15 protein-coding genes are annotated in these 17,294 nt (G+C 39.3%); 7 read left to right on the top strand and 8 right to left on the bottom strand.

What is annotated here, in order from left to right; translation table 11 throughout:
- Nucleotides 1-227: 227 nt before the first annotated feature.
- From lysA to serC, 4 genes are all read right to left on the bottom strand, one after another.
- Nucleotides 228-1,382: a diaminopimelate decarboxylase gene (lysA, locus tag VJ786_RS09600; RefSeq protein WP_134776417.1), complete on the bottom strand. Its 1,155-nt coding sequence runs from the start codon at nt 1,380-1,382 to the stop codon at nt 228-230.
- Nucleotides 1,383-1,389: 7 nt separating this feature from the next.
- Complete coding sequence (locus VJ786_RS09605; protein ID WP_134776416.1) at nt 1,390-2,703, bottom strand: aspartate kinase; 1,314 nt, start codon at nt 2,701-2,703, stop codon at nt 1,390-1,392.
- 112 nt (nt 2,704-2,815) lie between these two features.
- Complete coding sequence (locus tag VJ786_RS09610) at nt 2,816-3,763, bottom strand: D-2-hydroxyacid dehydrogenase (RefSeq protein ID WP_134776415.1); 948 nt, start codon at nt 3,761-3,763, stop codon at nt 2,816-2,818.
- Between the two features lie 6 nt (nt 3,764-3,769).
- On the bottom strand, nt 3,770-4,837 hold the full coding sequence (gene serC / locus VJ786_RS09615) for a 3-phosphoserine/phosphohydroxythreonine transaminase (RefSeq protein WP_099366250.1): 1,068 nt from the start codon (nt 4,835-4,837) through the stop codon (nt 3,770-3,772).
- 343 nt (nt 4,838-5,180) lie between these two features.
- On the opposite strand from serC, the gene gyrA reads away from it, so the two are divergent.
- From gyrA to VJ786_RS09630, 3 genes are read left to right on the top strand one after another with little or no spacing between them, the layout of a single operon-like run.
- Nucleotides 5,181-7,733, top strand: a complete 2,553-nt coding sequence (gene gyrA / locus VJ786_RS09620) for a DNA gyrase subunit A (protein WP_099366249.1) — start codon at nt 5,181-5,183, stop codon at nt 7,731-7,733.
- Nucleotides 7,717-8,835: a tetratricopeptide repeat protein gene (locus VJ786_RS09625; protein ID WP_134776414.1), complete on the top strand. Its 1,119-nt coding sequence runs from the start codon at nt 7,717-7,719 to the stop codon at nt 8,833-8,835. Before gyrA ends, VJ786_RS09625 begins: the two co-directional genes overlap by 17 nt.
- Nucleotides 8,836-8,854: 19 nt before the next feature.
- Entirely contained in the window at nt 8,855-10,030 is a 1,176-nt protein-coding gene (locus tag VJ786_RS09630) for a tetratricopeptide repeat protein (protein WP_134776413.1), read from the top strand.
- Nucleotides 10,031-10,090: 60 nt separating this feature from the next.
- On the opposite strand, the gene VJ786_RS09635 is transcribed toward VJ786_RS09630, so the two are convergent.
- The 3 genes from VJ786_RS09635 to VJ786_RS09645 form a co-directional block, all read right to left on the bottom strand.
- The gene (locus VJ786_RS09635; RefSeq protein WP_099366246.1) at nt 10,091-10,909 is read right to left on the bottom strand and encodes a ZIP family metal transporter; all 819 of its coding nucleotides are present in this window, start codon (nt 10,907-10,909) and stop codon (nt 10,091-10,093) included.
- Nucleotides 10,910-11,035: 126 nt separating this feature from the next.
- The gene (locus tag VJ786_RS09640; protein WP_134776412.1) at nt 11,036-11,506 is read right to left on the bottom strand and encodes a Dps family protein; all 471 of its coding nucleotides are present in this window, start codon (nt 11,504-11,506) and stop codon (nt 11,036-11,038) included.
- Between the two features lie 45 nt (nt 11,507-11,551).
- Complete coding sequence (locus tag VJ786_RS09645; protein ID WP_134776411.1) at nt 11,552-12,511, bottom strand: aldo/keto reductase; 960 nt, start codon at nt 12,509-12,511, stop codon at nt 11,552-11,554.
- Between the two features lie 175 nt (nt 12,512-12,686).
- On the opposite strand from VJ786_RS09645, the gene VJ786_RS09650 reads away from it, so the two are divergent.
- Genes VJ786_RS09650 through VJ786_RS09665 form a run of 4 tightly spaced genes read left to right on the top strand, consistent with a single transcriptional unit; the run spans nt 12,687 to nt 16,056 of the window.
- Nucleotides 12,687-14,369, top strand: coding sequence for an RluA family pseudouridine synthase (locus VJ786_RS09650; RefSeq protein WP_134776410.1), 1,683 nt, complete (start codon nt 12,687-12,689; stop codon nt 14,367-14,369).
- Between the two features lie 42 nt (nt 14,370-14,411).
- The gene (locus tag VJ786_RS09655; RefSeq protein ID WP_134776409.1) at nt 14,412-14,984 is read left to right on the top strand and encodes a Crp/Fnr family transcriptional regulator; all 573 of its coding nucleotides are present in this window, start codon (nt 14,412-14,414) and stop codon (nt 14,982-14,984) included.
- Nucleotides 14,985-14,992: 8 nt separating this feature from the next.
- On the top strand, nt 14,993-15,565 hold the full coding sequence (locus tag VJ786_RS09660) for a pentapeptide repeat-containing protein (protein WP_134776408.1): 573 nt from the start codon (nt 14,993-14,995) through the stop codon (nt 15,563-15,565).
- Nucleotides 15,566-15,567: 2 nt separating this feature from the next.
- Nucleotides 15,568-16,056 (top strand): L,D-transpeptidase family protein, encoded by a 489-nt coding sequence (locus VJ786_RS09665; RefSeq protein ID WP_336557653.1) that lies wholly within the window; start codon nt 15,568-15,570, stop codon nt 16,054-16,056.
- Between the two features lie 50 nt (nt 16,057-16,106).
- Here the strand turns inward: VJ786_RS09665 and VJ786_RS09670 are convergent, their stop codons facing one another.
- Nucleotides 16,107-17,282: an ABC transporter permease gene (locus tag VJ786_RS09670; protein WP_134776406.1), complete on the bottom strand. Its 1,176-nt coding sequence runs from the start codon at nt 17,280-17,282 to the stop codon at nt 16,107-16,109.
- Nucleotides 17,283-17,294: the final 12 nt, after the last annotated feature.

The following is a 17,294-nucleotide window of genomic DNA, read 5'->3' on the forward strand; positions in this document are numbered from 1 at the left end:
ACCAATGACGATTAAAAATCTTACTCCCTCTCTCGCTGTATCCTAAATGAAATACAAAATTATATTCTGTTTCTTTAATTCCTATAACTTCCCTACAAACTTACGATGACGAAGGACTCCTCGCAATGACGCGGGGTGGAAAAAATAAAAAGAGGAACAAATGTTCCTCTTATTCAATATCCACATAGGTCTAACGTCTAAAATCTATCATCTAACGTCTAAAAAACCTACCCATACACATACCTTATCTCATCCCTTAAATTATACCGGGATGCCATGACTTCACCATAGGCGCCGGCGGTACGGATAGCGATCAGGTCTCCCCTTTCTGAAATAGGAAGGGTAACTTCCTTTCCAAAGCAGTCGGAGCTTTCACAGATAGGACCTACCACATCATAATTAAGTAATTCTTCCTGGTTTGAGCTGCCTAATTTTTCGATCTTATGGTAGGCTTGGTATAAAGCTGGACGCATTAATTCCGTCATTCCGGCATCTAAAATCAAAAAGTTCTTTTTGATTCCGCTTTTGGTGTACAGCACCTGGCTTACCAAGGTTCCGGATTGAGCCACAAGCGCTCTACCTAATTCAAAATGTACTTCCTGATTGGGATTTCGCTCCAAGAACTTATCAAAAACATCAAAATAGGCTTCAAAGTCAGGCATCGGGTTTTCATCAGGCTGTTGGTAATCAACGCCTAATCCCCCTCCTACGTTCAATACTTTAATGGTCGTTCCACGCTCTTCAAACCAATTCTTCCATTCATTCACCTTTACACAAAGGCTTTTGAATACATTCATATCGGTGATCTGCGAACCAACATGAAAATGCAGACCCAACAGGTTCACATGCTCACAGGATCGTAGTACTGATGCCGCTTTCTCCAATTCGGAATTGGGAACCCCGAATTTATTCTCATCCAGACCGGTGGTGATGTAATGGTGTGTATGCGCATCCACATTCGGATTGATCCGAAGGGAAATATTCGCTTTTACACCCAATTTACCAGCTAATTCATCAATGATCAACAGCTCTTGGATAGATTCCACGTTGAACGCAAATATTTGTTGTTCCAAGGCCAGGATGATCTCCTTATCGGATTTGCCTACGCCAGCAAAAGTAATCTGCGAAGCTGGGAAACCCATATCGATGGATTTTTGTACCTCATTGCCACTCACACAGTCGGCCCCATATCCCTTTGATTGGATAAGTTCCAAAATACGGTCGTTGAAGTTCGCTTTAAGGGCGTAGTGTAAATGAAATCCCCGCTTGTCAGCAGCTTTTTTAGCGGCATCCAAGGTATTTGCCAAAAGCTCCATATCATAATGGTAGAATGGCGTTTCTAAGGATTTCAAATGATTGATATCTAATTGATGTATGTTCATTATAGGTTTAGAAAAGTCTGTTATGTAAAGATCTTAGGGCTTCCACTTTATGTTCAGAATCCAACAGGATGGAAACGTTATAATCGGAACCGCCATAAGACACCATGCGTAATGGAAGATGTTTTACAGCATCTAATACGCGCGCTGCATAGCCATGGGTGTTGGCACCAAAATCACCAACCACACAGATGATAGTCTGATTTCTGTCAACACTTACCCTACCGAAGTCTTCCACTTCGCGGATGATGTCGCCCAGGTTCTTGGTATCGTCGATGGATAAGGACACAGCCACTTCGGAGGTGGTAATCATATCGATCGGTGTTTTATAACGCTCAAAAATCTCAAAGATCTTACGTAGGAAACCATAGGCTAATAGCATTCTGGAGGAATGGATATGGATAGCCGTAATTTCATCCTTAGCAGCTACCGCACGGATAAATCCTTTCTGTCCACCATCTTTCGAAATCAGGGTTCCATAGGCTTTCGGATCCATGGTATTCAATAATCGTACAGGCACATTATATTTTTGTGCTGGGAATACGCTTTGAGGATGCAGGATCTTAGCTCCAAAGTAGGCCAATTCTGCCGCTTCATCAAAGCTAAGGTTAGCGATTGGAGTCGTGTTCTTCACGATACGAGGGTCATTGTTATGCATCCCATCAATATCCGTCCAGATCTGAACCTCATCAGCTTGAATTGCTGCACCGATCAAGGAAGCGGTATAATCTGATCCACCGCGACGCAGGTTATCAATCTCACCGAAGGAATTGCGACAGATAAAACCTTGCGTGATGAACAGGGTGTTTTCTGGTGTTTCTTCTAAAATAGCCTCCAACTTCTCTTTGATAAAAGGCACGATAGGTTCATTATCCTCATCGATTTTCATGAAATCCAATGCTGGCAATAGCACAGACTTCACTCCTTTTTCCTGTAAATACAGGTGCCAAAGATTAGTGGACATCAATTCCCCTTGCGCAAGGATGATCTTATCCTCCACAGGCGTAAACAGGTCGTTTGATAAGGAGGAGATCAAGTTAAAGTGATAATCGATCAATTCTTTTCCATTCTTATATCCGTTCTCTGTGCTGAAGAGTTCCTTGATTAAGTTTTCGTACTTATCCTTATGTTCACTAATTAATTGTTTGGCCTCGTCCTTCTTACCATTTAAAAGGGCTTTAGCAATTTCTACCAAGGCATTGGTCGTTCCAGCAACAGCTGAAAGTACAACAATTTGACGTTCTGCGGGATTTACTATGTCTAGTAATCCTTTGATACGTTCAGCACTTCCTACGGATGTTCCTCCGAATTTTAGAATTTTCATATCTACTTTTTATACAATTTTTTTTTGCGGGTGTGAATATAGGTTTTTTCACAAAAAAAGCGGCACAAATTCCTAAATGGTTTTGTGCCGCATACATTTCTATGCGGAAGAACTACTTCTTCAGGTTCTCAATCAACAACTGAGCAAGTTCTTCACCGATTCTTTCCTGCGCCTCATTGGTCGCAGCACCAATATGTGGTGTCAAGGAAATCCTCGGATGTGTTAATATTTCTGTTCTAGGGCTAGGCTCGTTGTCAAAAACATCAAGTGCTGCAAAGGAAACTTTGCCGGAATTCAATGCTTCAACCAATGCCAGTTCATCGATTACACCACCCCTAGAGGCGTTTACCAATCCTGCTCCATCTTTTAATAAGGCGAATTCTTCTTTTCCAATGACAGGTTTATCGGTAAATGGAACATGCAGGGAGATGAAGTCAGCTTGACGGAAAATAGTTTCCAGATCAGCCTGTTCAACTGGAACTTCCACTTGGATTCCGCCGGAAAGTGTTAATGTTAAGGATTTAGGTCCTTCAAAAAGATCAGAATATAACACATTCATCCCTAATCCCAAGGCAATTTTGGCTGTTTCGCGGCCAATACGACCAAAACCAACCACGCCTAATGTTTTTCCCTGTAATTCTACGCCAGCTGCATAAGCTTTTTTTAATGCACCAAAATTGGTCCCGCCCTCTAGAGGCATCTTGCGATTGGCATCGAATAAAAACCGAACGCCATTCAATAAATGGGCAAATACCAATTCCGCAACGGAATGCGAAGATGCAGCAGGTGTGTTGACTACAGCAATTCCCTTTGATACGGCATAATCCACATCAATGTTGTCCATACCTACGCCACCACGACCGATAACTTTAAGATTTGGACAAGCATCGATCAATGCCTGTCTTATTTTTGTTGCACTACGAACGGTTACTGCATCGTAATCGTTCAAACGAAGAGCAAGCTCCTCTTGAGGAATATGGATGGTATCTACGATAAATCCTGCATCCTCTAATATCTTTTTACCGATGGGATTAATTCCATCGTTTGCTAAAATTCTCATTAATTATTATTTGTGATTTTCTTCAAATTCTCTCATGGTATCGACTAAAGCATTGATGGATGAAATGGTCAATGCATTGTAAACCGATGCACGGAATCCACCAACGGAACGATGACCTTTGATACCTACTAAATTACGTTCTTTTGCTAACGCTAAGAATTCAGCTTCCAATTCAGGGCTGTCCATAACAAACGTAATATTCATTCTCGAACGGTCTTCTACAGCGGCTGTTCCCTTGAAGAATGGGTTTCTGTCAATCTCCTCGTACAAAGTACGTGCTTTAATGATGTTCTCCTGCTCAATGACATCCACCCCTCCTTTCGCTTTTAACCAACGAAGGTTTAACATGGAAACATAAATGGAGAATACTGGCGGCGTATTATACATGGATCCTGCTTTTGCGTGGGATTCGTAATCAAAAATAGTTGGGAAGGTACGGCCTGATTTTCCGAACAATTCATTTTTGATGATCACAAGCGTTACACCTGCCGGTCCCATGTTTTTCTGAGCGCCAGCGTAGATCAGATCGAACTCGGAAACATCAATTTTTCGGCTTAGGATATCCGAAGACATGTCTACTACCGTTGGAACTGCAGTTGCTGGTTTTTCAAAAACTTCGGTTCCATAAATGGTATTATTCGACGTATAATGGAAGTATGCTGCATCTGCTGGGATTTGGAAATCCTTGGGGATGTAGGAATAATTCTGGTCACTCGAAGAAGCCACGATCTCGACATGTCCTACTTTTTTTGCTTCTTTAGCGGCCTTAGTTGCCCAAACACCGGTATCTAAATAAGCTGCCCTCCCATTTTCTGGAAGAAGATTCATAGGAACCATGGCAAATTGTTGCGTAGCACCACCTTGTAAGAAAAGAATGGAATAATCTTCAGGGACATTCAATAGCTCCCTAACGAGACGCTCAGTCTCTACGACTACCTCTTCAAATTCTTTGGAACGATGCGAAACCTCTAAGATAGAAAGACCTGTACCATTAAAATCAAGCACTGCTTTTGCAGCTTCTTCAAAGACTTCCTTTGGTAGAATACAAGGACCTGCACCGAAATTATGTTTCATTTTTTACTGTTAAATTGTTAAAAATAAGGATGATAAATCGTCTGGTGAAACGGATTTTATCGTAAGAAAGAACAAAGGTAAAACATTTTTAAAATTTTTTAAAGCAAATTCCTTATTTGTTTTAAAAATCACAAAATATATTATTGTTTGATATTAATTTGTCATACAAAAGGCATTTAGGCTTCCATAAATTCTTTTGTCAAAAAAATTAACAATTGCCTTTGAATGTTGATATTTTTAATGCCTTAAATACTGTTTAATGCCACAAAAATTGTGTACCTTCGCCTGTTAGGTGTAATCAATTGGATGATGCACCTGAATGTTTGATTGAAACCAAAAAAGAATGGCTGAAGAAACAGAAAACGAAAACAACTTAGTACCTGCCGAAAACAGGATTATCCCCATCAATATTGAAGACCAAATGAAATCGGCCTACATCGATTATTCGATGTCGGTTATCGTTTCTCGCGCCCTACCGGATGCACGTGATGGTTTCAAACCGGTTCACCGCCGTGTATTGTACGGTATGTTGGACTTGGGGGTAACTAGTGGAAAACCTTTTAAGAAATCTGCCCGTATTGTCGGGGATGTATTAGGTAAGTATCACCCACATGGTGACTCATCAGTTTACGATACGATGGTTCGTATGGCTCAAGATTGGTCCTTACGCTATCCATTGGTCGATGGACAGGGAAACTACGGTTCCCTAGATGGTGACCCACCAGCGGCAATGCGTTATACCGAGGCTAGACTTCGGAAGATCGCTGAAGAAATGCTTGCCGATATCCAAAAGGACACGGTAGACTTTCAATTGAACTTTGATGATTCCCTTCAGGAACCAACCGTTCTTCCGACCAGGATCCCGAACCTATTAGTAAATGGTGCTTCCGGTATTGCGGTAGGTATGGCCACCAATATGGCGCCTCATAACCTAACGGAGGTGATCGATGGTACTATTGCTTATATTGATAATAGAGACATTGAGATTTCGGAATTGATGACCTATGTAAAAGGTCCTGACTTCCCTACCGGAGGTTTGATCTACGGATTTTCTGGGGTTAAAGATGCATTCGAAACTGGTCGTGGCCGTATTGTGATGCGCGCTAAGGCGGAGATCGAAACGACCAAAACCGGTAAGGAAATTATTGTGGTAACCGAGATCCCTTACCAAGTGAACAAAGCAGAGATGATTAAACGTACTGCTGACTTGGTTCATGAAAAGAAAATCGAGGGAATTTCTGAGATCAGAGATGAATCGGCGAAAGATATCCGTGTGGTTTATGAAATTAAGCGTGACGCCAATGCCAATGTGGTATTGAACAACTTATATAAGTACACCGCTTTACAGACTTCTTTCTCGGTAAACAATATCGCCTTGGTAAAAGGTCGTCCGATGTTGATGAACTTAAAGGATATGATCCATGAGTTCGTTGAACACCGCCACGATGTGGTTATACGTAGAACGAGGTTTGAATTAGCCGAAGCTGAAAAACGTGCGCATATATTAGAAGGATACTTGATCGCATTAGATCACCTGGATGAAGTGATCCAATTGATCCGTAATTCCGATACGCCAGAAGATGCGCGTGTTGGATTGATGGAGCGATTTGGATTGTCTGACATACAGGCAAGAGCTATCTTGGACATGACCCTAAGAAGATTGACAGGACTAGAGCGCGATAAGATCAAAGAAGAATATGCGGAATTGATGAAGACCATCGAATACTTAAAAGAAGTTTTAGCGGATGAGTCTTTACGCTTTAAGATCATCAAGGAAGAACTTGTTGAGGTTAGGGAGAAGTATGGTGATGAGAGAAGATCTCATATCGTACATTCTGCTGAGGATATGCGTATGGAAGATTTCATCGATGATGAAGAAGTGGTGATCACTATCTCCCATAACAGTTACGTAAAACGTACGCCATTAACAGAATACCGTCGTCAAGGACGTGGTGGTAAAGGTGCTATCGGGTCAACAACCCGCGATGAGGACTTTACAGAGCATATTATTACGGCATCTGCACATAACTACTTATTGTTATTTACAGAAGCTGGACGTTGTTTCTGGCTGCGCGCCTTCGAGATTCCGGAAGGAAGCAGAACATCTAAAGGAAGAGCACTACAGAATATCATCAATATTCCAAAAGATGAAAAGATCAAGGCTTATATCAAAGTCACCAATCTGAAGGATCAAGAGTACCTGGAAAACAACTACATCATCATGTGTACGAAAAAAGGTACGATCAAGAAAACATCATTGGAAGCATACTCAAGACCAAGAGCAAATGGTATCAACGCGATCAACATCAATGATGGAGATCAATTGATCGAAGCAACCTTGACTTCGGGTACAAGTGAAATTGTGATGGCGCTTCGTTCTGGTCGTGCGATCCGTTTTAACGAGTCGACTGTTCGCCCGATGGGAAGAACGGCAACTGGTGTTCGCGGAATCACCTTAGCACATGAAAAAGATGAGGTAGTTGGCATGATTAGTGTTAATGATCAAGAGACAACTGTATTGGTAGTTTCTGAAAAAGGTTTCGGAAAACGTACGGATATTGAAGATTACCGAATCACAAACCGTGGTGGTAAAGGTGTAAAAACCATTAACGTAACGGATAAGACCGGTGAACTTGTTGCGATCAAAGGTGTAACCGATGAGAATGACTTGATGATTATTAATAAATCAGGTATTGTTATTCGAATTGGTGTGGAAAGTTTACGAGTGATGGGACGTGCAACGCAAGGTGTAAAACTGATTACATTGAAAGATACGGATGCAATTGCTTCCATTACTAAAGTAGAAAGACAAGAAGAGGAAGAATTTGATGGCGAAGAAACAGAAAATCAATCTGAAAATAGCTCAAGTAATCCTGAGAATGAAGAACAAGAATAATCTATTTATCGGAGCTTTAGCTCTCCTATTTGTATTATTTTCACAAGCTTCTTATGGGCAATCTGCCTATAAGGAGGCTAGTAATGCGTTTGCTTTATATACGCAGACTGGAGATATCAAGAATTTAGATAATGCCATGAAACAATTGGGCAATATCTATAAAACCAAAAAAGACTCCACGAAGACTAGGGTAAATGTATTACGCGCGATGGTGTTAAGCTCGCTCGCTTATGCGGATTCTAATCGTACCGTAAAAACGAACATCAATCAGGATCCTATCGATCTTACTTTCCAAACTCTTGGAAAATTAACTGATAAGGATAAGGAAGGATATCCTGGTGAGATGGATTACGTGAAGCAGAATTTGGCAGCTGCATTGATTACCCGTGCGAATAAGGCTTTGAAAGACAATAAATTTGATGCGGCATATCAAGATTTCAGTAAAGTGGATGAAATGCACGTCAAATCGGAAGATGTCACCTATAACCTGGCATTATTAGCAAATAAGGCTGGTAAATTGCAAGAGTCGGTTAAGTTTTATAAAGCTATACTTGAGTCGGAAAAAGTTACTCCTCAGCAATACATTGAACTTTCTGATATTTATGATAAATTAGGGGAAAAGCAATTGGCTTTGAGTACGCTTGAAACTGGTCGAACCAAATTTCAGGAAGAAAAATCCTTATTGTTCCTTTTGATTGATAAATATGCGAAGAACAAAGCTTACGATGCGATTGTTCCTTTAATTGGAGAAGCATTAAAATACGAACCGGAGAATATAGATCTTAATTATTTAGCGGGTTATGCAAATGAAAATGCAAACCAGGTAGCTATAGCTAAGACCTATTATGAAAAGGTTTTGCAATTGGATGCAAATAATTATGAATCTAATTTAGCCTTGGGATTAATCTATTTAAAAGATTTCTTGTCTGATACCTCGAATCAAGAAGCGCAGTATAATGCACAGAACTATCTTTTAAAAGCGAATGAGATTAAGCCTTATGAGATCAATGCGTTGAAATCATTGGCGTTGTATTATGAAAAGGCGGAAGATGCAACGCAATTGGATCGTGTAAACATGTTATTGAACCAACTTACAAATTAATAAACAAAACAAATACGATATGAATCTGAAGAAATCCATATTATTAGCAGGCGTACTTTTGGCGACAGGAACTACTGCTGTATTTGCACAAGCTAGTAACGTAAAAAAAGCTAAAGCTGCAATTATTAAATTTGAAGAACTAAAAGCTGCTGGAACGGCTGCTTTAGGGAAAACAAATCTAACTACTGCTCAAGAAGCAATTGATGCAGCTGTTGTGCATGAAAAAACAAGTAATGATCCAGAAGCTTGGACTTACTATGCCTTAGTTTATTCTAATATTGCATTTATCGATAAGAATGCAGAAGCTGCTACCAAAGCTTCCGAAGCTGTTAAAAAAGCAACTGAATTAGATAAGGAGAAAAAGCATACAGATAATATTACTGTTGCGAGCCAAACATTAGGTCAGTTTAAATTCAATCAAGGTGTTGCTGCATGGGATAAACAAGATTATAAAAATGCATACAATGAATTCAACGATGCATTGACTTATCTTCCTGGTGATACCACATTGACATTCTACGCTGGTTTGTCGGCTGTACAGACAAAAGATTATGACAATGCGATTCCTAAATACAAGGCATTGATCCCTAACAAAGAATTCTCAAGCCATAAGACAGTATTATTGGATCTTCCAAAACTTTATATGTCTAAAGGTGATACAACATCGGCATTAGCTGCTGCTGCTGAAGCGGTTGCTGCTTATCCAAACGATAATGATGCTGTTGTACAGAATATTGAGTTTAATTTGATCACAGGTAATGAGGCGAAGATTTTGAGCGATATCGAAGCGCAAATCACGAAGGATCCTCAAAATAAAAGCTTGCACTACTATTCTGGTTTAGCATATGGTACTGCTGGAAATACGGAGAAAGCTTTAGCGGCTTACAAAAAAGCGCTAGAGATTGATCCTAATTATCCTGAGGCAAACATCAATGCGGCTGTTGTGATCATGAATTCTGGTCGCGATGAATTATTGGCGATCAATGATGATAAGAATTTACCTGCTGCTGAATACAACAAAAAGCTTGCTGCGATCAAAGCGAAAATCGCTACAGCTCTTCCTTATTTGAATAAAACAATCGAGTTAGATCCAAATAATAAAGATGCTTTACGTAGTTTGAAAAGTTACTACGACTTTATCGAGGATACAGCGAAATCTACTGAAATCCAATCGAAGTTAGATGCTTTGAATTAATCAAAGTATGGAAATAAAAAAAGCCATTCTGAAAAGGATGGCTTTTTTGTTTGTCTAAATTTATCCCAATGCGACATCCAATACCATCATCACCACAAATCCCAAGACAAATCCTAAGATAGGGATATCGGAATGTTCTTCTTGTTGGGTTTCTGGGATTACCTCTTCGATAACCACAAATATCATGGCCCCTGCGGCAAATGCCAATGCATAAGGCAAAATGGGAAGGAAGAATCCAACAGCAAAGGCGCCAAGAACAGCAAAAATAGGTTCCACCACGGCCGATAACTGTCCGTATTGGAAACTCTTCCATCTGGAGAGCCCCATTCTCCTTAATGGCATGGATACGGCAATTCCTTCCGGAAAATTCTGAAGTCCAATTCCCATCGCCAATAAAACTGCCCCAGCAATACTTGCTTCTGGAGATCCTGCTGCCGCTCCACCAAACAATACCCCTACAGCCAATCCTTCTGGAATATTATGTAGGGCAATGGCTATGGTCAATAAGGTGGTTCGATGTAAGGATGATTTTGGACCTTCTGATTTTAAAAAGTTCAAATGCAGGTGTGGCATGAGCTTGTCCAAACCAAATATGAAAAGTGCACCCAATATAAAGCCAATGGCGGCTGGCATCACTTTTTCAAATCCACTGCCGTCACTCATTTCTATTGCTGGTGACAATAAGGACCAAAAACTAGCAGCGATCATAACGCCACCTGTAAAGCCCAACATGCCATTCAATAGTCGTTTGTTTACTCCTCTGAAAAGAAAAACGGATGCTGCTCCTAATGCGGTCACTCCCCAAGTGAATAAACCTGCTAATAAAGCTGCTGTAACGGGATTTAAGGTTCCCAAATAGGCAATTAATTCGTCGATCATTTAAATAACTAATAAAATCGCTTTGAAATTAACTATTCTTTGGAACAATCCTATCTATTCTATTGATTATTAAATGAAATTCAAAAAAAAAAGCTCCCGAAGGAGCTTCTAAAATGTAAGTATATGCTATTTAAGGTGTGATCTTAGCATCCAAGCTGTTTTTTCATGTTTTTCTAGAATGCCAACCAAAAAATCTTCTGTTCCGGCATCCTTGTTTTTTTCCACTTTATCGATATCCTCTCTCAAGGAAATGATCAGGCTTTCAAAATCGTTGAGGATTTCTTTGATGAATCCCTTGGAATCATTTTTACCATAAGCCATTTCTGTTAATTGGGTTATTTCTAACCAAGCTTTCATGGTTCCAACAGCATAATGGCCAATGGATCGAACTCGTTCCGCTACTTCATCAATGATTTCCGCCAATTCATCATATATCGTTTCAAAAAATAAATGTTGAGCATGGAAGTCTGGTCCTTCTACGTTCCAATGAGCGTTTCGAACCTTTGTATACAGCACATTTTCATCTGCCAATAATTTGTTCAATATTTCAGCTACTGCTGAGGTGTTTTTTTCTGTAATTCCGATATTAGTTTTCATAGTATTATATATTTATTTGTTGTTTATACTTTTTGAGAATTTATTCTAGTATTTACTTGCTTCCTCAAGTTTCTTCAGTGCCTCCTCCCCTAATCTCAGTTGAACAGCGGCTTCAAAGGCTTCAAGATGTTCTGTTTTGGTCGCACTAGCAATAGGTGCTGTGATGGTAGGTTGGGCTAATAACCAAGCTAAGGCTACTGCGGAAGGGCTTGTTCTGTATGCATTGGAAACTTCATTTAATGCCGCTACAATTCTCCTTCCCCTTTCATTCCAATAACGTTTCTGAATGCCTTCTCCCCTAGCTGATTTTGTAAAATCAGATTCGGTTTGATATTTCCCACTTAGAAAACCACTCGCTAAAGAATAATAAGGAATAACGGCTAATTCATTTTCCTCAACTAATTTCAAATAGGTCTTTTCATAGTTCTCCCTATCGTATAGATTATATTCTGGCTGTAGGCTGATGTAAGCAGGTAAATTTTGTTCTTTGGAAATAGTTAAAGATTCCTGCAACCGAGTAGCTCCAATGTTTGATGCCCCAATATGTTTTATTTTACCTTCCTGGATCAAATCTTCATATGCCCTTAGCGTCTCTTCAATTGGGGTCACTTCATCATCATAATGAGTTTGGTATAGGTCTATATAATCGGTCTGTAGTCGTTTTAGAGAAAGTTCTACTTGTTCCTTGATATAACTCGCCTGGGTATTTGGTTTGGTATCATATCCAAATCGGCCACCAACTTTAGTCATGAGGATAATTTTTTCTCTGTTTCCTTTGCTGTTGATCCAGTTTCCTAAAATGGTTTCAGATTCGCCGCCTTTGTTTCCAGGTGCCCAATGGCTATAATTATTGGCTGTATCGATGGCATTGAAGCCTAATTCCATAAATTGATCCAAGATATCAAAGGATTGCTGTTCATCTAAGGTCCAACCGAATACATTACCACCAAATATAAGAGGAACAATCGTTAGGTCTGATTTTCCCAATATTCTTTTGTTTTCCATATATATCCCTAATTTTGATGTATACAATTTACCAATAAAAACTGCAATAAAAGATATTTTAAAGGCATTTTTATGTCATTTTAGGCTTTAGATTTGTTGGAATTTGAACTTCATCATTATTATCTTAAATCCTTCTTAATATTTGTATTTTTGCCCCGAATTGAACTGTCATTAAATGAGTAATATATCATTCCTTCATCGCTTTCAGCACGATGTATCGCATATCAAAAAACCGGAGAAATTTACATTTCCCTTTTGTTATGAGCCGCATGCGTTAAGTATGCTTGCTGCAAAGCAGGTGCAGGAATATTTATTGACCCAAAAAGATTTCGAACATAATTTTGGGCTAGATGATCATAATAGTGCTTTAGTGATTGGAAAGATGTTTGGGGTTTTGGTCGTTGAAGATGAACATGGTGGCTTAGGTTATCTTGCCGCCGTTTCTGGGAAGCTGGCTGGAACGAATCAACATCGTTATTTTGTACCTCCAATCTTTGATATGTTAAAGCCTGAAGGTTTTTTTCTGGAGGAAGAACAAGAGATCAATCGGATCAATAGGGAATTGGAACAAATAGAAGAAAATGGAAATCTTCAAGCTTTGAAACTTCAATTTGAATCTGCCAAGGAGGAACAACAAAAATCACTTTCGACACTCCGGGTGTTGCATAAACAAAATAAATCGGAAAGAAAGCAGATTAGAACCATCCAAAAACCGATCCTTTCGGAAAATGCCTATCAGGAATTAGAAATTGATCTCATTAAGCAAAGTTATCGGGATCAACATGAATATGATGTAGCGAAGGGAAATGCTTTAAAGGTGATAGAACGTTTCGAGGAAAAGTATCTTATGGAACAACAGCAGATCGAAGCGTTAAAGAATGAGCGTAAAGAAAGGTCGTCATCCCTGCAGCAACGTCTATTTGATCAATACCATTTTTTGAATGCGCAAGGGGAATCAAGATCAGTGTTAGATATCTTCCAAGAAGCTATTCAATTGCAACCTCCTGCAGGAGCTGGAGAATGCGCTGCCCCAAAATTATTGCAGTTTGCCTATCAACATAAGCTAAAACCTATTGCTATGGCGGAGTTCTGGTGGGGAGAATCGCCAAATACAGAAGTAAGAAAACATTTATCCTTCTACCCTGCTTGTCGTGGTAAATGCGAACCCATCTTAAACCATATGCTACAGGGATTGGAAGTTGATGATAATCCCATGCTTCAGCATCCGGATAGTGATTTGGACATTGATATTATATACGAAGATGAATCGATCATTGTTGTCAATAAGCCAGCAGAGTTTTTATCGGTTCCCGGGATCAATGTTAAGGATAGTGTTCAGACCAGAATATTGGAAAGATTTCCAGAAATAACCGGTCCATTGATCATCCATCGTTTGGATATGTCGACTTCCGGAATTTTAGTGTTGGCAAAGAATAAGGAATCCCATCAATTTATTCAAGATCAGTTTATAAAACATACTGTTAAAAAGCGATATACCGCCATTTTGGATGGTGTAATAGATCAGCAGGAAGGACTTATTGATCTGCCGTTACGAGTAGACTTGGATGATCGTCCAAGGCAAGTGGTCTGTTACGAATATGGTAAACCTGCTCAGACAAAATTTAGGGTTCAAGCAATAGAAAACGGAAGAACCCGGATCCATTATTTTCCTTTAACAGGTAGAACGCATCAATTACGTGTGCATTCAGCGCATAAAAAAGGTCTATTCTGCCCTATTCTGGGGGATGATCTTTATGGCCAACGGGCAGATCGTCTACATCTACATGCAGGCTTTATTGAATTTACCCATCCCATTTCTAAGGAGAGGATAAGTTTTACGCTCGAAGATCCGTTTTAGTTAACTGAAATTTACTTATCTTGGATGTAAATAACTCCTTTTATGGAAATCTTAAAATACGCCTATCAACACCCACTTTTCGAAAATGAAGATCTGGAAAAAATTTTTGCTGCCCATGAAAAAATTCAGGTATCTAAGGGTGAATTCTTGTTGAAGAAAGATCAGGTATTGAATCAATTTTATATCCTTGAAGACGGATTGGTCAGAACTTTTCTATACGATTATGAAGGGAATGAAATCACGACAGGCTTTTCTGGAAAGAATGAAGTGGTTATTGAAGTGGCCTCTATTTTTCAACGTATCCCATCCCAGGAATATATCCAATGCTTAACGGATTGCGTGCTATGGAAATTAGATTATGATGTATTTCAGGAACTTTTCCATCAGATTCCGGCCTTTCGGGAATGGGGTCGTGCATGGATGGCTTTCGAATTATACCTCAGCAAAAAAAGAGCAACAGAGATGATCACGGAGCCAGCCAAAAGTAGATATCTCCATCTCATGAAGGATAAACCTCAAATCATCCAACAAGCACCACTGAAATTCATAGCTTCCTATCTGGGTGTAACGGATACTTCTTTGAGCCGAATTAGGAAGGAAATCATAAATGAATAATTATAAACATGGCTGAATATTTCGAAGATAAAACCTTTACAGCAGAAGATCTTGGCGATCGACCCTTAGTAAAAGGAGAATACGAATACTGTAGATTTGAAAACTGCAATTTCGAACGGATGGACCTTTCCGAAATGAAATTTGTGGATTGTACTTTTTCGCATTGTAATCTTAGTCTAGCCACCTTGGAACATAGTATGATTCAAGATGCAAAATTCGAACATTGTAAGTTATTAGGATTAAAATTTGATAGCTGTAATCCTTTTAACCTGAGTTTTAGCTTTGATCATTGTATCCTAGATCATTCCTCCTTTTATCAATGTAAACTGAAGAAAACAAAGTTCATATCCTGTAAACTACATGAAGTTGACTTTGAATCTGCGGATCTGCTGCAGGCGTACTTTGAATATTGTGATTTATTAAATAGCACCTTCCTAAATTCCAATTTGGAAAAAGCAGATTTTTCAACTTGCATAAACATACAATTAGATCTAGATCAGAACACGGTTAAAGGCGCAAAATTTTCTATTTCTTCCCTACCGGATTTATTGGTGAAATATAAAATACAAGTAACTGGGTAGACATGGATCGCATTGATATAGCGAAGAAGAAACATTTACCCAGAATTTTAGCTACTCTCCAGCAGTTGGGGATATACAATGACCAATTGGAAATTCAATTTTTAGGAATTAAAAGCCAACAGCTGCTTCAATTATGGGTAAGGAATACGGGCGATACTTCATTTCAACTTTATCAACAATTTCCCTTGACGGCTTTTTCAGGTACTTTAGGTCCAAAAGAAAAAGAAGGTGACCTTCAGATTCCCGAAGGAAACTATTATATCAATCGTTTTAATCCCAAGAGTAAATATCACCTGTCCTTAGGAATCAATTACCCGAATGAGGAAGATCTATTCCTTGGTCGAACAGGTTCTGATATCTTCATCCACGGTGGATCAACTTCCAAGGGATGTTTGGCTATTGGTGATGAAGCGATTGAGATTGTTTATTTATTGGCCTTAATGGCCAAAGATAATGGACAAAAGGAAATACCTGTCCAAATAGTTCCATAAAAAAACACCGAAACAACAGTTCCGGTGTTCACTCATTTGTTAAAAGACAATTAAACGGTTTGTTTAATCGGAGTATCTTTTTTGATCTTTGATATTTTCCTTTGTAAGAGTACGATGGAAAGAATTAAGGTGATACCAGCAATCCATCCTAAGCCCCAAATAGCATCTTGGACATATTCTACTGATCCATTTTCGATGATCAAGGTTCGGAATATCTGTAGATAGTGTGTTAAAGGAATCATGTTGGCAATAGCAACTATCCAATCTGGCATTTGACTCAATGGCCAGGTAAAACCACTCAGAATAAAACTAGGCGTAGCAATCACCATTAAAATTTCAGTAGCTTTCAATTGGCTAGGAATAGCCAGGCTGACCAAAATACCAATAAAACTGACAGCTGCTAAGAACAATAGTGTGGTCCAAAAGAAGGCCGTTCCATTAACATGCAATGGCATTCTATACCAAAATGAAAAACCATAATATAGCCCATAGATCAAGATCGACATGAATAGGTATGGTAGTATTTTCACTAAAATCAAAATGAATACATTTTGTGATTTTCCAACCAACTCTGCAAAAGTTCCTTTCTCAAATTCAGAAGAAAAACTAAGTGCCAAACCTAACATCATGACCTGCTGTAAAACAGTCAGTAAAACTCCGGGCAGCATGAAATAAAGGTAATTACCACTTCGGATATGCTGTTTGATAATAGTCGTTTTAAAGGGTTCATATTGCTGTGCCGCGACAAACTCTGGGACTCCCTTTTTTTGTTGGGCTTTGATTTGAATTCCTGCTTTCATGGTTCCGGCTGCTACATTCGCAGCCATCATCGCATAGTTTGATGTTAAGGTGTTGGAAGCATTCACAAATAAGGTGACTTCTGTTGGCCTATTGTAATTAACATTCGAAGAGAAACCTTTAGGTATTTGCACCACGACCGTTGCCTCATGTTTCATGGCCTCATCGTTAGCATTAAAAGCATCATCCAATACTTTTGCCACATAGATTACTTCCCCGTCATTGAACATGTCAATTAATTGCCTACTCAAGGGGCTGCGATCTTCATCCACCACGATGATAGGTAGATGCGTTACTTTTCCTTTTTTATAGACCCCTCCTACCAATACACCATAAAGAATCGGGGCACCAAGAAATAGTACCAAAAGGACCTTATTCTGAAAGAATAATTTGAATTCCCTTTTGATCAGTGCTATAAAATTTTTCATTTTCCCCTCCTA

It is taken from the genome of Sphingobacterium tenebrionis (assembly GCF_037126265.1).
Taxonomy (GTDB): domain Bacteria; phylum Bacteroidota; class Bacteroidia; order Sphingobacteriales; family Sphingobacteriaceae; genus Sphingobacterium; species Sphingobacterium tenebrionis.